The organism is Polaribacter atrinae (assembly GCF_038023995.1).
GTDB lineage: Bacteria > Bacteroidota > Bacteroidia > Flavobacteriales > Flavobacteriaceae > Polaribacter > Polaribacter atrinae.
In genome coordinates this window covers 1,920,447-1,943,916 of sequence record NZ_CP150660.1, presented here as the reverse complement: position 1 = coordinate 1,943,916, position 23,470 = coordinate 1,920,447, and the positions used below count along the sequence as shown (strand labels likewise).

Here is a 23,470-nt window from a genome sequence, read left to right as displayed (position 1 = left end):
AGTTAGTACACTTCATTTTTAAATAACCCTATGATTTATTATTGTTATTATTTAGACTAATTAAAAATAAGGCAAAAGTATTCTGTTTTTTTGTAATTTACAGTATGAATTACAAAAAAATTATAAAATAAATAATAGTTATTGTTGGTTAGAAAGAATGATGCTAACTAATAAAATTGGAAGATAATCGGATAATTTTACTCTTAAAATTTTTAAAGCTTTGGTCATATGAGCTTCTACTGTTTTTATAGTAATATTTAATTCGTCCGCAATTTCTTTGTTTTTTTTGCTTTCAAATCGTTTCTTTAAGAAAATAATTCTTGTTTTCTCTGGTAAATCTTTAATAGAATCAGTAATCAATTTTTCCAACTCCATTAAGGTTAGGTTGTCAAAATTAATTGCATTTAAAACATCAAGATCTAATGCACGCTGTTTTTCGTTTAAAGTTTTGCTTTTAAAACGTTCTTTTACTTTAAGATGTCTAATTGCATTAAGGCACTTAGATTTAGCGAAGGTGTACAAAAAAGATTCTATTCCATTTACTTTCTCAATCTTTGCTCTATTAAGCCACAAGTTTAAAAAGGCTTCTTGTGTGATACTTGAAGATTGTGATTTGTCGTAAATAAATTGGATGCAAAAGCCGAAAATATGACTATGGTATTTATTAAAAAAATACTCAAAGGCCTTCTCGTTACCAAGTTGAAAATTTTTAAAATGCCGTATTTCAGTTTTACTATAATCTTTCATGGGATATACCGAAATTAATCAATTTCGTTGAAATAGGTGATAAGAGACAAGAATATAATTTTTGCCAAAATAATGGATATTTCTATTAATCTGTATGGATTTCTATAATAAATTTTTTGTTAAAATAATTTCATTTTTTGGAATATAATTAAAAGTGTAGTCAAGGTTTCTTATTTTTTGATAAATAATCGATTAAAATAAAAAAGCGAGTCCAAATGGACTCGCTTTTATCATCAAATTATAGCTGTAATTTAACGAAAAAATTAACTAAATTTTTATATTGTAAAGTCTTTTATGTAAGTTCTGTTATCAGAATTAACAACCACTTTATAGGCTCCTTTTTCAGTTTCAGACAATTTGTAAACTCTATTTAATACTTTTTCTCCATTTACTTTATCAGAAAAGATAATGTTATTGTTGTAGTATAGAGTTACGTTTAAAGGAATGTTATCAAATTCAATTTTAGAAATTAAAACTAAATTACCTTCTGTTCTAATTACTGGTTTAAAGATTGTTTCATTTTCATTCTTATAAAAAGTAACAAAACCATCTTTTACCTCAAGTTTCTTAACAATAATTTCGAAGTCTTTTTCTAGTTCTGTTGTGTATAAACCATCTTCTAAATTCGTTAAATCGAAAGTTTTAGCATAGTTTCCAGAATTTTGTAATACTTGTTTATATATTGTTATTCCATATTCATTTTTTATAGTTAAAGCATTGCCTTTCTTTACGGCTTTGTACTCAACTTTAACTCTTTTAACAGCTACTGTATTAGTAGGTTTTGTGTTGTCGTTTGCGTAACTAATTAATGTTCCAAACATTAATGTTACTACTAAAATTGTTTTAATTATTGTTTTCATGATCTTCTTATTTAAAGGTTAGTAACACTGCAAAGGTATGATGGAAGTTAAGTTCTAAAAACATCATAATTGGCATGATTGTGTGTTATTTTACCAGTATTGGTTTGTGTTAATTAATTGTTAAGTTAAGATAGAATATATTTATGGTAATTTTATTTTCTTAAAAAAAAAAATTTCCAAAAAAAAAGCGAGTCCATTTGGACTCGCTTTTATCATCAAATTATAGCTGTAATTTAACTTAACAATTAACTAAATTTTTATATTGTAAAATCTTTTGTGTAAGTTCTGTGGTCAGCACTAATAACAACTTTGTATGCTCCTTCTTCAGTTTTAGATAATTTATAAACTCTATTTAAAACTTTTTCTCCTTCTACTTTATCAGAAAAGATAATGTTATTATTGTAGTATAAAGTTACATTTAAAGGTTGGTTATCAAATTCAATTTTAGAAATCAAAATTAAATTTCCTTCTGTTCTAATTACTGGCTTAAAAATTATTTCGTTTTCATTTTTATAGAAAGTAACAAAACCATCTTTTACCTCAAGTTTCTTAACAATGATTTCAAAATCTTTTTCTAATTCAGTGGTATATGAACCATTTTCTAAATTTGTTAAATCGAAATTCTTAGTATAGTTTCCAGAAGTTTGTAGTACTTGTTTATATATTGTTATTCCGTTTTCATTTTTAATAGTTAAAGCATTTCCTTTCTTTACATCTTTGAATTCAACCTTAACTTTTTTAACAGCTACTGAATTATTAGATTTCGTGTTGTCGTTTGCATAACTAATTAATGTTCCAAACATTAATGTTACTACTAAAATTGTTTTAATTATTGTTTTCATGATCTTCTTATTTAAAGGTTAGTAACGCTACAAAGGTACGATGGTAGTTAAGTTCTAAAAACATCATAATTGCTATATTTGTATGTTATTTTATCATTGTTAATTAATGTTAATTAACTGTTAAGTTAAAATAGAATACATTTATGGTAATATTATATTCTATGAAAAGTATTTTCAAATAAAAAGCGAGTCCAAATGGACTCGCTTTTACCATCAAATTATAGCAGTAATTTGACGAAACAATTAACTAAATCTTTATATTTTAAATTCTTTGATATACGTTCTGTCATCAGAATTAACAATCACTTTATAATTACCAATTTCTTTTTCTGATAATTTATATACTCTCTTTAAAATTTGATCACCAGATACCGTTTCCGATAATACCGCTTTATCGTTATAATAAAGAGTAACTTTTAAAGGTTCATTATTAAAACTAATTTTAGATATAAATAATAATTGACCTTCATTTCTTATGATAGGTTTAAATACTTTCTCATTATTATCGTCTAAAAAAGTAACCAATCCATTCTCAACGTAAAATTGTTTAATAACAATTTCGAAATCTTTAATCAACTCAAAAGAATACACTCCGTCTTCTAAAGCAGAAAAATCAAATGTTTTAGAATAATCTCCAGAATTTTCAATTTTGTCATTATAAACTACTAAGCCAGTATGGTCTTTAATATTTAAAGTCTGACCTTTTTTTACATTGCTAAATTCAACTTTAACAGTTTTCTTTGCGTCTTTAATGTCTATGTTTTCGTTTGCGTAACTAATTATTGTTCCGAACATTAAGGCAACCAATATAATTTTCTTCATTTTATTTGTCATTTTATATGATTAATAACACTGCAAATTTATGGTGGAAATTTTGTTTTAAAAACATCAAAATTGGTAGGTTTGTGTGTTAAATTATCTGTTATTTTTATGTTAAAAGAAATTAAAGTTAATATGGTGTATAATTTTGTTAATTTTATACAGCTTTTTACAGTTTAGTGTTGTAAATTTGCCATTCAAATACCCCTGTTTATGAATGTTAAGCCCACTTTAGAGAAAATTAGTCCAGATTTTGGAAGTTCTATACTTGTAAAAAAACACACCGAGTTTTTAAAACAAATAAAAGCATTTTGGCATTTTCATCCAGAAATCGAATTAGTTTATGTTAATAAAGGAAAGGGAAAAAGACACATTGGTAATCATTTGTCTTATTTTAATAATAGTCAGTTGTTATTAATAGGTTCTAACTTGCCACATAACGGGTTTACAGATAGGTTAACTACAAATGGTTCTGAAACATTGGTACAATTTAAACCAGACTTTTTAGGAAATGAGTTTTTTGAAGTTCCAGAAATGAAACCAATTAGTATTTTATTTGAAAAAGCTAAAAAAGGAATTCTGTTTGGAGTAAAAACAAAACAAAAATTAGGTCCTAAAATTGAGAAATTATCTGAGAAACAAGGTTTTAAACAAGTTTTGGTTTTGTTAGAGATTCTACACACACTTTCTAAATCAGACGATTATACCTTGTTAAATGCAGATGGTTATGCTTTTGAGACGCAACCACAAGACAGCAGTAAAATTGATGTTATTTTTAAACATATAAATGAGAATTTTAACCAACATATTAGTTTAGATGAAATTTCTGGACTTGTAAGTATGACGGTTCCTGCATTTTGTAGGTTTTTTAAGAAAACAACAGGTAGAACGTTCACTAAATTAGTAAATGAATATAGAGTTGTGCATGCAACTAAGTTATTATCAGAAAGTCAAACAAGTATTACAGATATTTGTTTTGAGTGTGGTTTTAACAACTTTTCTCACTTTAATAAACTGTTTAAAGAATTTACAGGTAAATCAGCTTCAAAATATAGAAGTGAAATGATGAGTTTAATTCAGAATTAAGCGTTGTAAGATTACTTAACGCCGTTCCATTCATCGTTAAATTGCTTTAAAAAGACTTCCATATATAAATGTCTATCTGCAGCAATTCGCTGTCCAGAAGAAGTATTCATTTTATCTTTTAATAGCAATAGTTTTTCGTAAAAATGATTAATAGTTGGTGCAGAAGAATTTTTATACTCTTCTTTAGTCATCTTTAAATTTGGCAGAATTTCTGGGTCGTATAAAGTCCGGTTTTTAAAACCACCGTAATTAAAACAACGTGCAATACCTATAGCGCCAATAGCGTCTAATCTGTCTGCATCTTGTACAACCTCTAATTCTTTAGATGTAAATTTTTCACCACTGGTTTCTAAAGAATTCTTATAAGAAATATGTTTAATAATATTAATAACATGTTCTATAACTTCTGTAGATACGTTTTGTTCTTCTAAAAATGCCGTAGCTATTTTAGGGCCAACAGTTTCATTGCCATCATAAAATTTAGGATCTGCAATATCGTGTAATAAAGCACCTAAGCTCACCACAAAAGCATCTACTTGTTCATCCTTAGAAATTAAAATAGCATTTTTATAGACGCGCTCTATATGAAACCAATCGTGTCCACCTTCTGCATTTTTTAAAGTTTCTTTTACAAAATTAATCGTGTTTTTAATGATGCTTTCTGTATTCATGTTATTTTCTTAATGCGAGTTCTTTCTTGATGTTTCTAATATCAAAATACATAAAAATTGACATTGGAATAAAAAATAAAGGTAAAAAAGTATGAAAAGAAATGCCGTTTTCGATGGTAGAAAAAACAGCAAAAACCACCATTAAAAGAATTACGAACATTTTAATAATAAAGAAATTCTTTTGTTTTTTAAGTTTCTTTATAAGTTCTTCTTTGGTGTATGTAGAAAATTCTGATGCCATAATAGGAAATGTTCTTGAAAAAAAAATCCACTTATATTATTAAGTGGATTTTTTTATATAATATATTTTTAGAAGCCTAGCAAAACTCTTCGTAAGCCTGTGCTAAATTCTGTGCAATCATTTGCGCAGATCTACCCTCAATGTGGTGACGTTCTAACATGTGTACCAAGTTACCATCTTTAAACAACGCAATTGCTGGAGAAGATGGAGGAAAAGGAATCATAAACTCACGTGCTCTTTGGGTAGATTCTTTTTCTACACCTGCAAAAACAGTAGTTAAGTTTGTTGGTGTTTTATCTGCCCCTAAAGACGCAATAGCACCTGGTCTTGCCGTACCTGCAGCACAACCACAAACAGAGTTTACCATTACCAAAGTTGTTCCTTCTTTAGACATTGCTTTTTCAACGTCTTCACTTGTATATAATGCTTCAAAACCTGCGTTAATTAACTCATCGCGCATTGGTTTTACTAATTCTTCTGGATACATAATTTCTAATTTTAAAATGCAAATATAGGTATAAGTTAAAGAAAATTCAACTTTATAAAAATTGTTGTATCAATAGGAATATCAATAAAATTGATATCCTTTAAAAATGATTAAAAACACATTCGTTTATTGTGGTTGGTTTATTATGGGCATGCCCATTCTTTAAACAAAGTTTCGTTTACACTTCACTTTATCTAAAGAATCGTCAGGCTTTCCGCACTCGCTTTTTTTGTGAAAAACAAAAAAGAGCTCAAACAAATACTTCAATCCTTCATGCAAGTAAGTTGCAAAGTAAAAATAAGTAACAAAGTTGCAGGGGTAATTTTTCTAAAAGCTTAACAATCCAATTTTTATAACTATAAATGATTGTTTCTTTGAAACTTTGTAACTTTGCCACTTATTTAAAAAATAGAAAATGGGAAGTTTTACAAAATGGATAGGAGCAGGATTAGGATTTACTTTTGGGGGTCCAATAGGTGCGGCCATTGGTTTTGCAGTAGGTAGTTTTGTAGATGGTTTTTCAGAAAAAGACTTAACACAAGAACAGATAGATTACGAAAGAACTAGACAATCTAAAGGTAGAAGTAGTGCTGCAGATACACAATCTGGAGATTTTGAAATGAGTTTATTGGTTTTAGCTTCCATCGTTATAAAATCTGACGGAAAAGTAGACCAACGCGAACTAGATTTTGTACGTTCTCAATTTGTAGGGATGTATGGTAAAGAAAGAGCGAATAATGCTTTTAAACTTTTTAGCGGAATTATAAAAAAGGAAGTTTCTGCACGCCAAGTTTGTATACAGATTAGACAAAATATGTCTCATGCATCTCGTTTACAATTGTTACACTTTTTATTCGGTATTGCAAAAGCAGACGGAAATGTAGCAGAGTCAGAAGTAGAAGAAATTAGAAAGATGGCTGGTTATTTGTATATCAACCAAAACGATTTTGAGTCTATAAAAGCCATGTTTTATGATTCTTCAGAAAATGCTTATAAAATTCTAGAAATAGAAAAAACAGCTACAGATGCAGAGGTTAAAAGTGGTTATAGAAGAATGGTAAAAAAATACCATCCAGATAAATTACAAGGTTTAGGAGAAGAGCATTTAAAAGGTGCAAACGAAAAATTTCAGAGCATACAAGCAGCCTATGAAAAAATTAAAAATGAGAGAGGTTTGTAAAATAGTTTAACAACATTATAAGTTTTAAAGTGGCAAAGTTAAACCCAACTAAGGTTTTAATTTTGCCACTTTGTAGTTTCGGTGTTTTTTTACCTTAAACTTTGCTACTTTCAACTGACTAAAATTAGAAGAAAATCCTTAATTTCGCATTCTTATTAGAAAAGACAGAAAATGAAAGCGAAATTTCCTGAGTATAAAGGACTTGACTTACCAAAAGTAGCAGAAGAAATTCTTAACTATTGGCAAGAAAATAACATCTTCGAAAAGAGTGTATCTTCTAGAGAAAATGCAAAACCTTTTGTATTTTTTGAAGGACCTCCTTCTGCAAATGGACTTCCAGGAGTTCACCATGTTTTAGCAAGAGCTATTAAAGATATTTTTCCACGTTATAAAACCATGAAAGGATACCAAGTAAAGCGTAAAGCTGGTTGGGATACACATGGTTTACCAATTGAATTGGGTGTAGAAAAAGAATTAGGAATTACCAAAGAAGATATTGGAAAAACCATTTCTGTAGAAGATTATAATGCAGCTTGTAGAAAAGCCGTAATGAAATATACAGATGTTTGGCATGATTTAACCAATAAAATGGGGTATTGGGTAGATATGGAAGATCCATATATTACTTATGAGCCTAAATATATGGAATCTGTTTGGTGGTTGCTAAAACAGATTTATAACAAAGAATTAATTTACAAAGGATATACAATTCAGCCATATTCGCCAAAAGCGGGTACAGGTTTAAGCTCTCATGAGTTGAATCAACCTGGTACATATCAAGATGTAACAGACACCACTATTGTTGCGCAATTTAAAGCAGTAGAAAATACATTACCAGACTTTTTACAAAATGAAGGAACTGTTTATTTTATTGCTTGGACTACAACACCTTGGACATTGCCAAGTAATACAGCATTAACGGTTGGACCTAAAATTGAATATGTTTTAGTAGAAACGTTTAATCAATATACATTTGAGTCTATCAAAGTAATTTTAGCTAAAAAATTAGTTGGAAAACAATTTGCAGGTAAAAATAATGTTGAAGTAGAAACTTCAGCAGAATTAAGTAGTTATAATGCTGGTGATAAAAAAATACCTTATCACGTTATAAAAGAGTTTGTTGGTAAAGATTTAGTTGATATTAAATACGAACCTGTTTTAGATTACTGTCGTCCAAACGATAATCCAGAAGATGCTTTTAGAGTAATTGCTGGAGATTTTGTTACCACAGAAGACGGAACAGGAATTGTACATACAGCACCAACTTTTGGGGCAGATGATGCATTGGTTGCAAAACAAGCAGTGCCACCAATACCACCAATGTTGGTAAAAGATGAAAATGATAATTTAGTTCCTTTAGTAAATTTACAAGGAAAATTTAGGCCAGAAATGGGTGAGTTTGCAGGTAAATATGTAAAGAATGAATATTATAATGATGGTGAAGCACCAGAAAGATCTATTGATGTTGAATTAGCTATTAAGTTAAAAACAGAAAATAAAGCTTTTAAAGTAGAAAAATACAAGCACAGTTATCCAAACTGTTGGCGTACAGATAAACCAATCTTATATTATCCATTAGATTCTTGGTTTATTAAAGTAACCGATGTTAAAGATAGAATGCACAGTTTAAACAAAACCATTAACTGGAAACCTGAATCTACAGGTACAGGTCGTTTTGGAAACTGGTTGGCAAACGCAAATGATTGGAATTTATCTCGTTCTCGTTATTGGGGAATTCCATTACCAATCTGGAGGTCAGAAGATGGTAAAGAAGAAATTTGTATTGGTTCTGTTAAAGAATTAAAAGAAGAAATGGCAAAGGCTGTAGCTGCTGGTGTTTTAGCAAAAGATATTTTCGAAGATTTTGAAGTTGATAACAACTCAGAAGAAAACTATGCGAAAATAGATTTACATAAAAATATTGTTGATGAAATTGTATTAGTTTCAGCAAGTGGACAACCAATGAAGCGTGAAAGCGATTTAATTGATGTTTGGTTCGATTCTGGTTCTATGCCGTATGCACAATGGCATTATCCGTTCGAGAACAAACAAAAAATTGATGGAAACGAATCTTTCCCTGCAGATTTTATTGCAGAAGGAGTAGATCAAACACGTGGTTGGTTTTATACTTTACACGCAATTGCAACCATGGTTTTTGATTCTGTAGCGTATAAAAACGTTGTTTCTAATGGTTTAGTTTTAGATAAAAACGGACATAAAATGTCTAAACGTCTAGGAAATGCAACAGATCCTTTTACAACATTATCAACGTATGGTGCAGATGCAACACGCTGGTACATGATTGCAAATGCAAACCCTTGGGACAATTTAAAATTCGATTTAGACGGAATTGAAGAGGTAAAACGTAAATTCTTCGGAACTTTATATAATACCTATTCTTTCTTTACTTTATATACAAATTTGGATGGTTTTTCTTATGAAGAAGCAGATGTTCCTTTAGAAAAAAGACCAGAAATAGACCGTTGGGTTTTATCAGAATTACATACTTTAATTGCTAAGGTTGATAAATTCTACGAAGAATACGAGCCTACAAGAGCTGCTAGAGCAATAAGTGATTTTACACAAGATTATTTAAGTAACTGGTATGTACGTTTAAGTAGAAGACGTTTTTGGAAAGGAGATTATCAAACAGATAAAATTTCTGCATATCAAACGTTGTATACGTGTATGAACACGATTGCAAAATTAGCATCGCCAATTGCGCCATTCTTTATGGATAAATTGTATCAAGATTTAAACTCTGTAACGGGTAAAGAAACATCAGAAAGTATTCATTTATCTGATTTTCCTATATACGATGCAAGTTTTGTAGATAAAAGCTTAGAGCGTAAAATGGAAAATGCACAAATTATATCATCTTTAGTTTTATCACTTAGAGCAAAAGAAAAGATTAAAGTACGTCAACCATTACAAAAAATCATGATTCCTGTTGATAGTGAGCAGCAAAAAGAAGAAATTTTAGCGGTTGCAAACTTAATTCAGAATGAAGTAAATATTAAGGAGATCCAAATTTTAGATGATGCTTCAGATATCTTAATCAAACAAATTAAGCCTAATTTTAAAACTTTAGGCCCAAAGTTTGGTAAAGACATGCGTTTTATAGCTGCAGAAGTGCAGAAGTTTAACCAAGAAGATATTAACAAAATAGAGAAAGATAAAAACATTCTTCTCGAAATTAACGGAAAAAATATTACTTTAGAACTCTCAGACGTAGAGATATCATCTAAAGATATAGAAGGGTGGTTAGTTGCAAATGAAGGGTCGTTAACAGTTGCTTTAGATGTTACAATAACAGAAGATTTGCGTAAAGAAGGAGTTGCCAGAGAATTGGTAAATAGAATCCAAAATGCACGTAAAGACACAGGTTTAGAAGTAACAGATAGAATAAAATTAACGGTTTTAAATTTCGAGAACTTACAAAAATCTATCACGGATAATAAAGACTACATAATGAGTGAAACATTAACCAAGGAATTGGTTTTTGTAGATGAATTAAATAATGGTACAGAAATTGAATTTGATACCATAAAAAGTAGAATATTAATCGAAAAAATGTAAGATTTATGTCAGACGTAAAACTAAAATATTCAGCGGAAGACCTACAAGAGTTTAAAGCAATTATAGATAAAAAAATAACTAGAGCACAAGAAGATTTAGCGTTGTTAAAAGCGGCTTATAAAAATGATTCTGATAACGGTACAAATGATACTTCACATTCATTTAAATCTTTTGATGAAGGCTCTGAGGTGATGAACAAAGAAGCCAATGTTCAGTTAGCTATAAGACAAGAAAAGTTTATTAGAGACTTAAAAAATGCTTTGTTACGTATAGAGAATAAGACGTATGGTGTTTGTAGAGTAACGGGTAAATTAATACAGAAAGAACGTTTAAGAATAGTACCTCATGCAACTTTAAGTATTGAGGCTAAGCGCAAACAATAATATTTTTTAGATCATAATTAAAAAGCTTCTTTAGGGAAGCTTTTTTTGTTTTATAATTTTAATATAATGTCTATTAAAATGCAATTGAAAATAGTTTTTTTCCTTTTATTAATTTCTACACCCATTTTATCGCAAAAGAAAGTGATGAAAAAGTTTGAAACTCCATTAAAAGCATTAGAAATTTCTACACATGGGTTAGATAGTTTTGTGATAGAAAATTCTGAGTCTAATTTTGTAGAAGTCTATTTATTTGCAGAAAATATAACCAAACAGCATATTCTTTACAAAGAAGAATTTAACACGCTAAAGATTCAGTTTGAAATACCAGACAGTATGCCAGAAAGTAAGATGTTTAGAAAATTTATTACAGAAAGATTGCAAAGAGCAAGTGTAGTTCTTAAAGTGCCAAGGAATAAACAGATTACTGTTTTTGGTGATGAAATAAATATTGAGGCTAAAAGTTATAAAGGCGATTTAAATATTTTTATTGAAAAAGGAATTTTAAAATTAGGTACAATTTTCGCTAATTTAGAAGTAAAGATGTACGCAGGAAACCTATCCGCTGTTGTAAATAATGCAAATGTTGATGTTGTTTCTAAAGAAGGTAAAATAAAAATTAATGATATTTTGTTTGAAAAAACATATCAGAAAAGAATAGAAAAATTTTATAAAAAGGTTCGTGTAAATTCGGTAAAAGCTAATATTTTCTTAACAGCCGAATAAACCCAATATTATTGTTATTTTTGTGAGTATAAATCCAATACAAATGTCAAAAAAGAGTCTTGCTATTCTAATAATTCTTATCGCAATTATTTTAGATCAAGTAATTAAAATTTATGTAAAAACACACTTTATTTTAGGTGAAGAAGTGGTTGTTTTCGATTGGTTTAGAATCCATTTTACAGAAAACAATGGGATGGCAATGGGTTTTGAGTTTGGTGGTAAAGGTGGTAAACTTTTTTTAACATTGTTTAGATTGGTTGCTGTATCCGGAATTATCTATTGGTTAATACAAAACATTAAAAAGAAAGTACACAATGCTGTAATTATAGCGATTGCTTTAATTTTTTCTGGTGCAGTTGGTAATATCATAGATTCTGTTTTCTACGGAGTTATTTTTGATGGATCTAACCATAAAGTAGCAACACTATTTACAGACAAACCTTATGGCGAATTATTTCATGGTAGGGTAGTAGATATGTTTTATTTTCCTTTATGGGAAGGTGTTTTACCAGATTGGATTCCTTTTATTGGTGGAGAAATGTTTACTTTCTTTCAATATATATTTAATCCTGCAGATGCTTTTATAAGTGTTGGGGTTGCCTTATTATTTATCTTTAGCAAACAAGCTTTTCCTAAAGATGAACCAGTTATTGTAAAAGAATAATCTTTTATATCTTTAAAGAAAGTTTAAGAATATGAATAGCTTTCTAAAATACCTTGCTGTTTTTCTTTTTGGTTTTTTTATCGCCAAGTTTTGGTATGATAAAAAAGAGAAGAATCATAAACAAGAAGAAATACAAGTAGTTGTAGCCTCAATTAAAAACATGAGTAAATTGGTTGTTTCTAAAGGAACGTTTTCTGAAGTTTACAACTATTCTGATTCTAAAAAATATTTTTACGATTATCTTTCTTTCGATAAAAAAGCCATTGTAACCGTAAATGCAACTGTAGAGGTTGGTTATGATTTATCTAAATTAGAAATTCAAATAGACTCTATAGGCAAGAAAATTTACATCAATAAAATACCGAAAGAAGAGGTTGTAATTTCTCCTGATATAAAATATTTCGATTTACAACAAAGTCAGTTTAATCCTTTTTCTAAAAACGAGTTGAATAAAATCAACAAAAAAAGCATCGAAAAAATTAAAGAAACTATTGAGGTTACTGATTTAAAGGAAAAATCAAAAACAAGATTGTTTGAAGAACTGTCTAAAATATATCAACTTTCTGCCGTTTATAATTGGGAGGTTATAGACAATACGAATTCAGGTATATTCAATAATTTTAAAGATTAAACTTAAAAATTATTTCCAGGTTTTTCAAGACTAGAAGCTTGTGCTTTTTGTGGGTTTAAGATCATGTAGGTTCCTAGAGCCGTTAAAGCTGCATATTTACCGTAATTACCTATTTTTTTAATTGCTTCTTTACGGCTAATTTTTTCTATATCTTTTTTCATGATGTTTTGTTTAAAAAATTAATAGGATTATTCTAAAATTATTTTTTTGTTCATCTTTCCTTTTTCAGTTTTTACCAGATAAACACCTTTTGTTAATACAGATAAAGCAAGACCCTTAGTTCCGTTTGATGTAAAAAGAGTTTTGACAACTTGCTTACCAAGCATGTTGTATAGCATATTGGTAGCACTACGTTGTTGTTTATGGCAAAGTTGCGTTTAAAGTGAACGGCTATTTTCCGCAGGAAAATAGGAATTTACAAAAATGCAACTAACTTTGATAAAGCACTAATTTAGCAATTTTTACTACACGGTGTTGGCTACAGTATTTATTTTTTCAACTTTTCAATCAGTAATTCATTTTCTTTCTCTAAACTTTGCACTTTATTCTGAAGGTCAAGTAAATAAGTGTGCATATTTGATATGGTTTCAGATTGTTGTGATTGCGTTTCAGATATTCGAATTATGGATTCGTTATAGTTCGGTTTTTCAAATATAAAATCTTTTGCTAATGGTATTAAACTTATAATAATTGCAGCAATGGTTAGGAATAATGAAACCTTATATTGTACGTCAGAAGTTTTAGATTGTAATTCAGCAGTTTTTAATTGCGTATTCATTAAATCTCTAATTTCAATTTGTGTTTTTTCTTCCGAACTTTGTAAGTCAAATGTTGGTGCGTTTATATTCATTTTAGGTAATATATCTATTTCACTAAATTTTTTCTTAAAATCCATTTTCAGAGAGTGATTGGTATATTGTTGCCAACTTGTGATAAAACAACTATTCTTAAAGATAGATTATCTAATTTATAAATACCTGTTTTTTAGAAAATAGTTTTATATATTAAAATCTGGTGTAATTTCTATTAATTTTTTTTGAATACCATAAATAACCAATCCTGCAACATTTTTAGAATGTGTTTTAAGTAATAAATTATTTCTATGACCTTCTACTGTTCTTGGGCTTATAAAGAGTTTTTCTGCAATTTCTGCAGTGGTACATTGATCGCAAATTAACTCTAGAACATCAATTTCTCTTTTAGAAAGTAGCTTTTTGTCTAAATCGATTTTGATACGTTTTCCACTAGATGAATTAATGTTTTCATGAATAATTTTTAAAACTTTTTCATCATAATAAAATCCTTTATTATATACTTCATTTATGGTATGAATTACCATTTTAGGACTGGTGTTTTTTAGTAGGTAAGAAGATGCGCCAACATCTATCATGTTGGTTATAAAAGATTTTCCATCAAAACTAGTTAATGCAATTATTTTAATGTCTGGGTGTGTTTTATGAATTATTTTAGTAGCTTCTACACCATTTATTTCTGGCATTTTTAAATCCATTAAAATAATGTCTGGAGATTGTTCTGTATAGGATAAAAAGTTGATTAATTCTTTACCGTTTGCTGCTTCGTAAGTAATGTTAAGGTTACTCTCTCTTTCTAATAAAAATCGGATACCTTTTCTAAAAAGTTCTTCATCATCGGCAATTATGATATTTATTTTTTTCATTATCGGGGGTTATATTACAATTAAAATATTGAATCCTTTTCCTACTTCACTTCCAACACTATATCGACCATTCAATAAAGAAACCCTACTTTCTATATTTTTCATACCAAGTCCTTTTTTATTCTCGTTTTTAGCAGAATTAAAACCAATGCCATTATCTGTATAACTAAAAATAAGTTTATCGTCTTTATGAGATATATTTATAGTGCTATTTTTTGCTTTACCATGTCTTACAGAATTATTGATTAATTCTTGATTAATTCTAAAAAGGTGTAATTCGTTTTGTGGGTTTAAATGTTTCTTGTTGTATTTTATGTTGTATGATATATTAATTTTTCTACTATTATTAAAAGAGTCTGCAAGTTCTTCTACGGCGTCTTTAAACCCAAATTCTTCTAAAATTGGTGGTAGTAAATTATGTGCAATTTTACGAGCACTTTCTAAAGTTTTATCAGTTGCTTCTAAAATGTCATTATTAACTACTATGTATTCTTCTGGAGACAAATCTCCGTCTTTTAAAAGGTTTGCATTTAGGTTAATTACATTAAGTTTAGAGCTAATATCATCATGTAAATCTTGTGCAATACGTTTGCGCTCTTCTTCTTGAGTTATAATGATAGATTGTATAATTTCTTTTTGATGTGATACTTCTAATTTCTTTTTTTCTAGCTCTTTATCTACTATTTTTTTTCTTGAGGTAAAGAAAAATAGTAAGAGTGTAACTCCCATAAAAAGAAGTAATATAACCCCTGTTAAGGCGATAAGTATCACTTGGTTTTCTTGAATAAAGAGTTTTTCCATTTGGGGTTTTTAAATCAAAGAAAACGAAGTTACATAAAAATAATTTTACCTTTATAATTATCGTTTTTTTACTTTGTAATAAAGTTATCTAGAGTAGGTTCTTTGCGATTTGGTTTTCTAAAGTTCTTATACCACTCAACAAAAATCATCATCTGAAAAACAATATACAAGATAGAATTGAACTGCCAAACATAAAATTTTAATTCTTTAGATCCTATATTTCCTAATGTAAAGATGAGTGTGCTACATAATGTATACACAAAAAAACCAGAGTTAAAATAAATGTATTTTCTGTCTTTATCATTTTCTATTTTTTTTAGAAAAAAAGTAAAACTATATACTAACAATGCTATAGATGTAATTGCAATTTCTAAAATACTCCACCTATCTAAATTTTCGGGGAAACGATAGAGGTATATAAAAAATGAGGCTGCTATTATAAACGTTAAAATAATATTTACGCTCTTATATTTTTTAAAATCATCGAGAGATGAAAAGAATAGACTTAAAAAAACAAATTGTCCCACAAAAAAATAATGACTTAAAAAGAGGTTATGATTGTTTAATGAATTTAAAATGTTAGATGAAAACTGAATAAAAAGACAAAGCAATAAATACATAATAAAGTATTTTAGTGCTTTGTGTTTTTTATTATAGCTAATAATAAATACTAGGGTATTTATAACTAAAAATAAATAACCAGTAATTGTAATAAAATCATCAAAAGTCATAGTAAGCTGCTTAATTTAAAGGGCTTTCAGAATCACATTTGTCTGGGCAAGGAGTTGTAAAGTCATAAATAAAATCACTCTCAGGGTCTAAAACCTCTCCATCTTTAGAAGAAATCATGTCTTTACCTTCTGCGTTAACACCAACAATAATTAATTTTTCTTCAAAAACGGTTTCTCCTTCAATTTTATGTTTATGTACACCTATGTACGCTCTTACAGTTACCGCTCCTTCTGCAATTACTCCTTTTAAATCTTCTATAGGAATGTTAAAAGCTCTGCAATCTTGGTGTGCATTATAAGAACCTTCCATTTTGCGCCATCTTTTGGTCCATCTTTTAGCTGTTTGTAAAGAAATTGTATTTTTTTTTGCCATGATTAAAAAGTGTAAGTAGTTAGTGAATTGGTTTGGTTCTGTTTAAATGTAGAAAAATACGTAAAATGTGCCTATTAAAATGCTCTTTTAGATTTTAAAAATAATTTTCAGCTTGTTTTTACAACTATTTTTTCACTTGTTTTTATATTTTGGATGTTTAAAAATGTGTAATTTCGTTCTATGCCTACACCTTTAGAACTACAAATTAAAACTTTACCAAATGAACCCGGAGTTTATCAGTACTTTGATAAAGAAGATGTTATTATTTATGTAGGTAAAGCTAAAAATTTAAAAAAAAGAGTCGCTTCTTATTTTAATAAGAATCACGAAAATGGCAAGACTAGAGTTTTAGTTAAAAAGATTGTTCGTATAAAGCATATTGTTGTAAATACAGAAACAGATGCTTTATTATTAGAGAATAATCTGATTAAAAAATACAAACCACGTTACAATGTTTTACTAAAGGATGACAAGTCTTATCCTTGGCTTTGCATTAAAAAAGAACGTTTTCCGAGAGTTTTTATGACGCGTAGGGTGATTAAAGATGGCTCTGAATATTTTGGTCCTTATACTTCTATAAAAACGGTTCGTATTTTATTAGACTTAATTAAAGAATTGTATCCACTAAGAACGTGTAAGTACGATTTAAGTCATCAGAATGTAAATGAAGGAAAGTATAAAGTTTGTTTAGAATATCATTTAAAAAACTGTAAAGGTGCTTGTGAAGGCTTAGAAACAGAAAGTCATTATAATAATTCTATAGCAGAAATTAGAAATATTATAAAAGGAAATTTTAAAGAAAGCTTAGAGAAGTTTCAGAAAATGATGTTGGACTTTGCTGAGAAAATGGAGTTTGAGGAGGCTCAAAAAATTAAAGAGAAATTACATCTGTTAGGCAATTATCAATCTAAAAGTACCATTATAAATCCGTCTATAAATAATGTAGATGTTTTTTCTATTATTTCTGATGAAACACATGGATATGCTAATTTCTTAAAAATTTCTAATGGATCAATCATCCAGTCTCATACAACAGAAATCAAGAAAAAATTAGACGAATCTGATAAAGAATTATTAGAGTTGTTTATTGTTGAAATTAGACAGCGATTCGATTCTCAGTCACCAGAAATTTATGTACCTTTTAAAGTGAATTTAGGAGAGAATGTAAAAGTAACCATTCCTAAATTAGGCGATAAAAAGCGCATTGTAGAACTGTCTGAAAGAAATGCAAAATACTATAGACAAGAACAATTTAAGCAAGTACAAATTGTAGATCCAGATAGGCATGTAAAGAGAATTATGGCGCAAATGAAAAAGGATTTGCGTTTGCATGTAGAACCACGTCATATAGAGTGTTTCGATAACTCTAACATTCAGGGTACAAATCCTGTTGCTGCTTGTGTAGTTTTTAAAGACGGAAAACCAAGTAAAAAAGATTACAGGCATTACAATATTAAAACCGTTGATGGACCAGACGATTTTGCATCTATGGAAGAGGTTGTTTACAGAAGGTACAAGCGTTTGTTAGAAGAAGAACAACCTTTGCCACAATTAATTATTGTGGATGGTGGAAAAGGACAATTATCATCTGGTTTAAAAGCGTTAGAAAGTTTAGGTTTAAGGGGCAAAATAGCCATTATAGGTATTGCAAAACGTTTAGAAGAAATTTATTATCCAGGAGATCCAATACCTTTATATTTAGATAAAAAATCTGAAACGTTAAAGATTACGCAGTACCTAAGAAATGAGGCACATAGATTCGGAATTACGTTTCATAGAAATAAACGAAGTAAAAGTGCTATAAAATCTGAACTAGAGCAAATACCAGATGTTGGTGCGCAAACTATTACAACTTTATTACGTAAATTTAAGTCGGCAAAACGTGTTAAAGAAGCTTCTTTAGAAGAACTAAAAGAAGTTATAGGAAACGCAAGAGCTATAAAAGTATATGAATATTTTCAACCGAAGAAAAAATGAAAAAACAAATATTAGTATTTTTAGTGTTACTTTCTATAGCTGTAAATAGTCAAGGAAAACAACCAAAAGTAGGTTTGGTTCTAAGTGGAGGAGGCGCAAAAGGTTTTGCTCATATTGGGGTTTTAAAAGAAATTGACAAAGCTGGTTTACAAATAGACTATATAGGTGGTACCAGTATGGGGGCAATTATTGGAGGTTTATATTCAATAGGATATTCTGGTGACCAGATAGAGCAGATTGTTTTAGAAACCGATTTTATGACACTTTTACAAGATCAGTTGCCAAGAAATTCTAAACCTTTTTTTGAGAAAGAGTTTGGTGAAAAAACATTTATTACTTTACCAGTTAACAAAGGAGCAATAGGTTTCCCAGTAGCGGTTTCTAAAGGTCAGAATGTATTAAATTTTTTAATAGAATTATTATCTTCTGTAGAAGGTATTTCAGATTTTAAGAAGCTACCGATTCCTTTCTTTTGCATTGCTACGGATGTAGAAAATGGGAATGCCGTTTTATTAGAAAAGGGCTCTTTACCCATGGCTTTAAGAGCTAGTGGTTCTTTCCCTACGTTATTAAACCCGGTTGTTGTAGATGATAAATTATTGGTAGATGGCGGAATAGCTAATAATTTCCCTATTAGTGTCATGAAGTCTAAAGGAGTTGATGTTGTAATAGGCGTAGATGTAGAAGGAAGTTTATATGAAAAAGAGAATCTAAATTCTATTGTAGCTCTTTTAAATCAGATAGTTAGTTATCAGATGTATAAAACTACAGACATGGAAAAAGAAAAATTAGACGTTTATATTCATCCTGTTGTTAATGATTATAATGTGGTTAGTTTTGATGACAAACAAAATATTTTAGAAATAGGAATTAAAGAAGGAAAGAAATTTAGCAATGTTTTTAAAGAATTAGCAGAAAAGCAAGTACATAAAAGAGAACATAAAAAGTTAAATTTTGATAAAGAAAAGTTTTCGATTACAGATATTAATTTGTCTGGATGTAACATCTATACAAGAGCTTTTGTTTTAGGTAAAATAAAGATAAAAAAAGGAGATAGTTTAACAAGAAAGGAAATTACAAAAAGAATTCACTTCTTATCTGCTACAAAAAATTACGAACGAATAACGTATAATTTAACAAAAAAGGAAGATGATACGTATAACCTAAAACTGAATTTAAACGAATCAAGTGGGAGTGCTAATCTAAAATTAGGTATTCATTATGATTATTTATATAAGTCTGGTCTTTTGGCAAATTATAATAAGAAACACTTTCTATTAAATAATGATATGCTTTCTTTGAACCTTGTTTTAGGAGATAATTTAAGGTATAACTTAGATTATTTTGTAGATAATGGATTTTATGTTAGTTATGGTTTTAGATCTAGGTACAATCATTTTAGAACAAACTCTAAATTTAATTCCATTATATCTCAGTTTCCTTCTGTTAGCAGTATTAATTTAAAATATACAGATATTACCAATCAATTTTTTTTGCAAACAACTTTTAATAGAAGATTTGCTCTAGGTTTAGGTGTAGAGTATAAATATGTAAAGGCAACTACAGAAACAATTGCTTCTGAAACTAATGAAGCTACTGTTTTTGATAATAGTAACTATTTTAATTCTTTTGGCTATTTAAAGTTAGATACTTATGATAAAAATTATTTTCCTACAAAAGGATATTTTGCAGACTTAAACTTTAAGTGGTACATGGTTTCATCAGATCATAATGATGATTTCTCGCAATTTGCCCAAACAAAAGGAACTTTAGGTTTTGCTACTACTTTTTTAGATAAACTTACGCTACAGGTAACAAGTGAAGCTGGTTTTACATTAAACGATGTGGATTCTGATGTTTTTGATTTTTATTTGGGAGGATACAACCAAAATTATATTAACACTTTTGTGCCTTTCTACGGCTATGAATTTGGGGAACTTTCAGATAATACTTATGTAAAGACCGAGCTTAATTTAAGATATGCTTTTGCTAGTAAACATTATGCAACCTTTATAGCCAATTACGGACGTTTAGATGAGAATATTTTTAAAAACATAGACCTTTTTACTGATGTTAAATCTGGTTACGCTGTTGGGTATAGTTATAATTCTCTTATTGGTCCTTTAGAAATAAAATATAGTTGGTCTCCAGAGACTAAAGAACAATACTGGTTATTTAATTTAGGGTTTTGGTTTTAAAAGAAATACCTAATATTCGTTACGTTTCTTCTTTAATTCGCTTTTATTTCAAGCTACTTTTTTAAAGTAGGATAGTCTGGGTTAAGGATTTGTAGGAGTACTATTATGCGGAAGTTGTAATCATTGTTTTATTTAGCTTTAGAGTACAAAGGGAAAAACAATGATTTAATTAAGAGTAAGATTGAGTTAGAAGATTCCATAATACAATTGAAACAAAAATTTGAATTATTTATCACTAAAATCGGAAAATAGCCATTCAATTTAAACTGCCATAACAGAAACAAGATAAAATTCCTTTAGGTTTAAAAACTTTAAGAAAAGGGAAAATTATAATAGAACAATAACATAAGATGATTTGTTATTTGTAGCTGTTGTATCCTTGTGTATGGATAACCTTTTAAAGGTTTATAGAACAAAAAAAAACCATGAAGAGTGCTTCATGGTTTTTTTTATTACTTATAAATAGATTATAATTTTACTTGTTTTGTGCTTAAGTGAAACTCTTCATAAGTTTCTAACAAGCTCATTAAAGCTTTAATTAAATCTTTTGTTTCTAACAATACACTAAAGTATAAAGTTGTGTTTTTAGGACTCGTTTCATCTGTTCTAATTCTTGCAACTTGTTTTTCAATAGAAGATCTTACGCTTTGTAACAACTCATTCTTTTCTATTAATAGGCTGTTTAAATTGTCTAATTCTCTATTTTCGAAAATAGCTGCTTCTTTAGTTAATAAAGCAGATAAGGCAACATCAATCGTTTTTAAATCTTTTATTTGACCTTTCTTTAAATTTTTATGATTGTTGTTTACATGTTTATAGCTAGCTCTAGAAATATAACTAATAGATTGTGCTATGTCTTGTAAATATCCTAAAACCATAATGTAAAACCTACTTGCTTCTACAGAAGTTTCGTCTAAAGATTTAATAAAATAGAAAACGCCATCTTTTAATCCATCTATTTCATCATTAAGTTTGGCAACGTGTTTATCTGTTTTACGTAATTTATTTAAATCGTGGTTTGCTAAATCATTTACAACATTGGTATATAATTTATTTACACGGTTTATTACTTCAGAAATATGATCTGCACTTTCTTCAATTACACCATTAATTGTAATTAATTCTGCTCTTTCTATATATACTTGTTTTTTTACTTCTTTAGATTTTCTTCTATGAATTAAGCTGTTTCTTCCAATTAAGAAAGCAACAAGTGCTAATAGAATAGGAATCATAACCATATCCCAACTAATTAAGTACGCTACTAAAGCAGAAGCTAAAAATGCCGTAATTGCAGTTAAGAACCAACCACCAACAACATTTATTACTCCGGCAACTCTGTAAACTGCACTTTCACGTCCCCAAGCTCTATCTGCTAAAGAAGTACCCATAGCAACCATAAATGTTACATAGGTAGTAGACAGTGGCAATTTCATAGAAGTTGCAACAGAGATTAAGATACCAGCAACAATTAAGTTAACAGAAGCTCTTACTAAATCGAAAGCAGGTAACTCATACGTTTTATCTTTTGGCAATTCTATTACTGGCTTTTGAAATTTAGAATCTACATAATTCAATGCCTTTTTAGGGAAGATTTTACCAAGTCCAAAGTTAAGACCCATTGCAAATCTTACCACAATTCTAGATAAAGGATTTGGCTGAAATTTTTCATGCCCTTCTCCCTGACGAGATAAATCGATACCTGTTTTTATTACATTTTGTGCTTTACTAGAAGTCCATAAAGTAACCACCATAATAGCACCTGCTATTAATAATAACCAAATGTTAGAAGGTACTTTTTTTGCTAATATTCCCATAGAGAATGCATTGGCATCAACACCAGAGATACTCCAAGATTGGTAAGAGTTCCATGCAGCAATTGGTACACCAACAAAGTTTACTAAATCATTTCCAGAAAAGGCCATTGCTAAAGAAAATGTACCAACTCCAATAATCAGTTTTAAAATATTTACTTTAAAAAATTGAATTAATACTTGAGAAATTATAGCCCAGATAACAAAGCTTCCTAAAATAATAGCTAAAGTGTTTCCTTCAATTAAATGTGCAATATCATCATACCAAGGAGTTCCTTTCATTCCTTTTATAATGATAAAGTAGGTAATTGCAGTAATTGCAAATCCACCAAACAAAGCACTAATATAAGTTGCTCTTTTATTAAAGTTGAACGTATAAATTAACCTAGATACAAATTGTACAATTGCTCCTACAGAGAATGCTACAACAACGGATAATAATATTCCATTGATAATTTCAAAAGCTTTTTCATGGTTGATGTAATTCCAAATATCTGAAATAGATTGAGAATCATTAGCCGATATCTTTATTAAAGAAATACAAACGGCAGCTCCTAAAAGTTCAAATACAATAGAAACGGTGGTAGAAGTAGGCATTCCGAGTGTATTAAAGATATCTAGCAATAAAATATCTGTAATCATTACGGCCATAAAAATGAACATAATATCTTGGAACATAAACATGTCAGGATTAAAAATTCCTTTACGTGCAACTTCCATCATTCCACTAGAGGTAACGGCTCCAAAAAACACCCCTAAACTAGCAATTATCATAATATTTCTTACGGATATTGCTTTTGAGCCTATGGCTGAATTTAAGAAGTTAACAGCGTCATTACTAACGCCTATAACTAAATCTACTATAGCTAAAACAGCTAGAGCTACTAACATTAAAATATATGGATCTCCCATTTTCTTTATTTAATTTTTGTTGTGCAAATTTATAGACATAAAAGAAAGTCTATGTTAGGTTTATGTTATCATTTTA

22 protein-coding genes and 1 pseudogene are annotated in these 23,470 nt (G+C 29.0%); 9 read left to right on the top strand and 14 right to left on the bottom strand.

What is annotated here, in order from left to right:
- Positions 1-138 precede the first annotated feature (138 nt).
- The 4 genes from WG945_RS08525 to WG945_RS08510 form a co-directional block, all read right to left on the bottom strand.
- On the bottom strand, positions 139-747 hold the full coding sequence (locus tag WG945_RS08525) for an RNA polymerase sigma-70 factor (protein WP_068447003.1): 609 nt from the start codon (positions 745-747) through the stop codon (positions 139-141).
- Between the two features lie 275 nt (positions 748-1,022).
- Positions 1,023-1,607 carry a hypothetical protein gene (locus tag WG945_RS08520; RefSeq protein WP_068447001.1) on the bottom strand — a complete coding sequence of 195 codons (585 nt, stop codon included), beginning with the start codon at positions 1,605-1,607 and terminating at the stop codon, positions 1,023-1,025.
- A gap of 257 nt (positions 1,608-1,864) precedes the next feature.
- On the bottom strand, positions 1,865-2,449 hold the full coding sequence (locus WG945_RS08515; RefSeq protein ID WP_068446999.1) for a hypothetical protein: 585 nt from the start codon (positions 2,447-2,449) through the stop codon (positions 1,865-1,867).
- Between the two features lie 255 nt (positions 2,450-2,704).
- Positions 2,705-3,271, bottom strand: coding sequence for a hypothetical protein (locus WG945_RS08510; protein ID WP_231874456.1), 567 nt, complete (start codon positions 3,269-3,271; stop codon positions 2,705-2,707).
- 210 nt (positions 3,272-3,481) lie between these two features.
- On the opposite strand from WG945_RS08510, the gene WG945_RS08505 reads away from it, so the two are divergent.
- The gene (locus tag WG945_RS08505) at positions 3,482-4,354 is read left to right on the top strand and encodes an AraC family transcriptional regulator (protein ID WP_068446995.1); all 873 of its coding nucleotides are present in this window, start codon (positions 3,482-3,484) and stop codon (positions 4,352-4,354) included.
- A gap of 11 nt (positions 4,355-4,365) precedes the next feature.
- On the opposite strand, the gene WG945_RS08500 is transcribed toward WG945_RS08505, so the two are convergent.
- The 3 genes from WG945_RS08500 to WG945_RS08490 form a co-directional block, all read right to left on the bottom strand.
- Positions 4,366-5,025 carry an HD domain-containing protein gene (locus WG945_RS08500; protein WP_068446994.1) on the bottom strand — a complete coding sequence of 220 codons (660 nt, stop codon included), beginning with the start codon at positions 5,023-5,025 and terminating at the stop codon, positions 4,366-4,368.
- Between the two features lies 1 nt (position 5,026).
- Positions 5,027-5,266 (bottom strand): hypothetical protein, encoded by a 240-nt coding sequence (locus WG945_RS08495; RefSeq protein ID WP_068446993.1) that lies wholly within the window; start codon positions 5,264-5,266, stop codon positions 5,027-5,029.
- A gap of 76 nt (positions 5,267-5,342) precedes the next feature.
- Positions 5,343-5,753 (bottom strand): BrxA/BrxB family bacilliredoxin, encoded by a 411-nt coding sequence (locus WG945_RS08490; RefSeq protein ID WP_068446992.1) that lies wholly within the window; start codon positions 5,751-5,753, stop codon positions 5,343-5,345.
- A 415-nt stretch (positions 5,754-6,168) separates the two neighbouring features.
- Here WG945_RS08490 and WG945_RS08485 point away from each other — a divergent pair, with 415 nt between their 5' ends.
- The 6 genes from WG945_RS08485 to WG945_RS08460 all read left to right on the top strand — a co-directional run bounded on the left by WG945_RS08485 (position 6,169) and on the right by WG945_RS08460 (position 12,913).
- Complete coding sequence (locus WG945_RS08485; RefSeq protein WP_068446991.1) at positions 6,169-6,933, top strand: TerB family tellurite resistance protein; 765 nt, start codon at positions 6,169-6,171, stop codon at positions 6,931-6,933.
- 171 nt (positions 6,934-7,104) lie between these two features.
- Positions 7,105-10,512 carry an isoleucine--tRNA ligase gene (gene ileS, locus WG945_RS08480; RefSeq protein WP_068446989.1) on the top strand — a complete coding sequence of 1,136 codons (3,408 nt, stop codon included), beginning with the start codon at positions 7,105-7,107 and terminating at the stop codon, positions 10,510-10,512.
- 5 nt (positions 10,513-10,517) lie between these two features.
- Positions 10,518-10,895 carry a TraR/DksA family transcriptional regulator gene (locus tag WG945_RS08475; RefSeq protein WP_068446987.1) on the top strand — a complete coding sequence of 126 codons (378 nt, stop codon included), beginning with the start codon at positions 10,518-10,520 and terminating at the stop codon, positions 10,893-10,895.
- A 144-nt stretch (positions 10,896-11,039) separates the two neighbouring features.
- Positions 11,040-11,618: a hypothetical protein gene (locus WG945_RS08470; RefSeq protein ID WP_157603496.1), complete on the top strand. Its 579-nt coding sequence runs from the start codon at positions 11,040-11,042 to the stop codon at positions 11,616-11,618.
- A 43-nt stretch (positions 11,619-11,661) separates the two neighbouring features.
- Complete coding sequence (locus WG945_RS08465; RefSeq protein WP_068446984.1) at positions 11,662-12,282, top strand: lipoprotein signal peptidase; 621 nt, start codon at positions 11,662-11,664, stop codon at positions 12,280-12,282.
- A 31-nt stretch (positions 12,283-12,313) separates the two neighbouring features.
- On the top strand, positions 12,314-12,913 hold the full coding sequence (locus WG945_RS08460; protein ID WP_068446982.1) for a DUF4230 domain-containing protein: 600 nt from the start codon (positions 12,314-12,316) through the stop codon (positions 12,911-12,913).
- A gap of 2 nt (positions 12,914-12,915) precedes the next feature.
- Here the strand turns inward: WG945_RS08460 and WG945_RS08455 are convergent, their stop codons facing one another.
- The 6 genes and pseudogenes from WG945_RS08455 to WG945_RS08435 form a co-directional block, all read right to left on the bottom strand.
- The gene (locus tag WG945_RS08455; protein ID WP_197482018.1) at positions 12,916-13,074 is read right to left on the bottom strand and encodes a hypothetical protein; all 159 of its coding nucleotides are present in this window, start codon (positions 13,072-13,074) and stop codon (positions 12,916-12,918) included.
- A gap of 27 nt (positions 13,075-13,101) precedes the next feature.
- Positions 13,102-13,254: pseudogene (locus tag WG945_RS17755) on the bottom strand (T9SS type A sorting domain-containing protein); the annotation flags it as partial.
- Between the two features lie 146 nt (positions 13,255-13,400).
- Positions 13,401-13,808 (bottom strand): hypothetical protein, encoded by a 408-nt coding sequence (locus WG945_RS08450; RefSeq protein ID WP_068446981.1) that lies wholly within the window; start codon positions 13,806-13,808, stop codon positions 13,401-13,403.
- 102 nt (positions 13,809-13,910) lie between these two features.
- Positions 13,911-14,591, bottom strand: coding sequence for a response regulator transcription factor (locus tag WG945_RS08445; protein WP_068446978.1), 681 nt, complete (start codon positions 14,589-14,591; stop codon positions 13,911-13,913).
- Between the two features lie 9 nt (positions 14,592-14,600).
- A complete protein-coding gene (locus WG945_RS08440) occupies positions 14,601-15,392 on the bottom strand; it encodes a sensor histidine kinase (protein WP_068446976.1) in 792 nt (263 codons plus the stop codon).
- 741 nt (positions 15,393-16,133) lie between these two features.
- A complete protein-coding gene (locus WG945_RS08435) occupies positions 16,134-16,496 on the bottom strand; it encodes a hypothetical protein (RefSeq protein ID WP_068446974.1) in 363 nt (120 codons plus the stop codon).
- Between the two features lie 180 nt (positions 16,497-16,676).
- Between WG945_RS08435 and uvrC the strand changes: the two genes are divergently transcribed.
- Positions 16,677-18,473, top strand: coding sequence for an excinuclease ABC subunit UvrC (gene uvrC, locus WG945_RS08430; protein WP_068446973.1), 1,797 nt, complete (start codon positions 16,677-16,679; stop codon positions 18,471-18,473).
- Complete coding sequence (locus WG945_RS08425; protein WP_068446971.1) at positions 18,470-20,671, top strand: patatin-like phospholipase family protein; 2,202 nt, start codon at positions 18,470-18,472, stop codon at positions 20,669-20,671. Before uvrC ends, WG945_RS08425 begins: the two co-directional genes overlap by 4 nt.
- A gap of 467 nt (positions 20,672-21,138) precedes the next feature.
- Here WG945_RS08425 and WG945_RS08420 read toward each other — a convergent pair whose 3' ends face one another.
- Positions 21,139-23,394: an inorganic phosphate transporter gene (locus WG945_RS08420; RefSeq protein ID WP_068446969.1), complete on the bottom strand. Its 2,256-nt coding sequence runs from the start codon at positions 23,392-23,394 to the stop codon at positions 21,139-21,141.
- Positions 23,395-23,470: the final 76 nt, after the last annotated feature.

Excerpts from the sequence above, each read along its gene's own strand:
- WG945_RS08525 (WP_068447003.1), bottom strand. The coding sequence starts at position 747 with ATGAAAGATTATAGTAAAACTGAAATACGGCATTTTAAAAATTTTCAA.
- WG945_RS08520 (WP_068447001.1), bottom strand. The coding sequence starts at position 1,607 with ATGAAAACAATAATTAAAACAATTTTAGTAGTAACATTAATGTTTGGA.
- WG945_RS08515 (WP_068446999.1), bottom strand. The coding sequence starts at position 2,449 with ATGAAAACAATAATTAAAACAATTTTAGTAGTAACATTAATGTTTGGA.
- WG945_RS08510 (WP_231874456.1), bottom strand. The coding sequence starts at position 3,271 with ATGAAGAAAATTATATTGGTTGCCTTAATGTTCGGAACAATAATTAGT.
- WG945_RS08505 (WP_068446995.1), top strand. The coding sequence starts at position 3,482 with ATGAATGTTAAGCCCACTTTAGAGAAAATTAGTCCAGATTTTGGAAGT.
- WG945_RS08500 (WP_068446994.1), bottom strand. The coding sequence starts at position 5,025 with ATGAATACAGAAAGCATCATTAAAAACACGATTAATTTTGTAAAAGAA.
- WG945_RS08495 (WP_068446993.1), bottom strand. The coding sequence starts at position 5,266 with ATGGCATCAGAATTTTCTACATACACCAAAGAAGAACTTATAAAGAAA.
- WG945_RS08490 (WP_068446992.1), bottom strand. The coding sequence starts at position 5,753 with ATGTATCCAGAAGAATTAGTAAAACCAATGCGCGATGAGTTAATTAAC.
- WG945_RS08485 (WP_068446991.1), top strand. The coding sequence starts at position 6,169 with ATGGGAAGTTTTACAAAATGGATAGGAGCAGGATTAGGATTTACTTTT.
- ileS (WP_068446989.1), top strand. The coding sequence starts at position 7,105 with ATGAAAGCGAAATTTCCTGAGTATAAAGGACTTGACTTACCAAAAGTA.
- WG945_RS08475 (WP_068446987.1), top strand. The coding sequence starts at position 10,518 with ATGTCAGACGTAAAACTAAAATATTCAGCGGAAGACCTACAAGAGTTT.
- WG945_RS08470 (WP_157603496.1), top strand. The coding sequence starts at position 11,040 with ATGAAAAAGTTTGAAACTCCATTAAAAGCATTAGAAATTTCTACACAT.
- WG945_RS08465 (WP_068446984.1), top strand. The coding sequence starts at position 11,662 with ATGTCAAAAAAGAGTCTTGCTATTCTAATAATTCTTATCGCAATTATT.
- WG945_RS08460 (WP_068446982.1), top strand. The coding sequence starts at position 12,314 with ATGAATAGCTTTCTAAAATACCTTGCTGTTTTTCTTTTTGGTTTTTTT.
- WG945_RS08455 (WP_197482018.1), bottom strand. The coding sequence starts at position 13,074 with ATGAAAAAAGATATAGAAAAAATTAGCCGTAAAGAAGCAATTAAAAAA.
- WG945_RS08450 (WP_068446981.1), bottom strand. The coding sequence starts at position 13,808 with ATGGATTTTAAGAAAAAATTTAGTGAAATAGATATATTACCTAAAATG.
- WG945_RS08445 (WP_068446978.1), bottom strand. The coding sequence starts at position 14,591 with ATGAAAAAAATAAATATCATAATTGCCGATGATGAAGAACTTTTTAGA.
- WG945_RS08440 (WP_068446976.1), bottom strand. The coding sequence starts at position 15,392 with ATGGAAAAACTCTTTATTCAAGAAAACCAAGTGATACTTATCGCCTTA.
- WG945_RS08435 (WP_068446974.1), bottom strand. The coding sequence starts at position 16,496 with ATGGCAAAAAAAAATACAATTTCTTTACAAACAGCTAAAAGATGGACC.
- uvrC (WP_068446973.1), top strand. The coding sequence starts at position 16,677 with ATGCCTACACCTTTAGAACTACAAATTAAAACTTTACCAAATGAACCC.
- WG945_RS08425 (WP_068446971.1), top strand. The coding sequence starts at position 18,470 with ATGAAAAAACAAATATTAGTATTTTTAGTGTTACTTTCTATAGCTGTA.
- WG945_RS08420 (WP_068446969.1), bottom strand. The coding sequence starts at position 23,394 with ATGGGAGATCCATATATTTTAATGTTAGTAGCTCTAGCTGTTTTAGCT.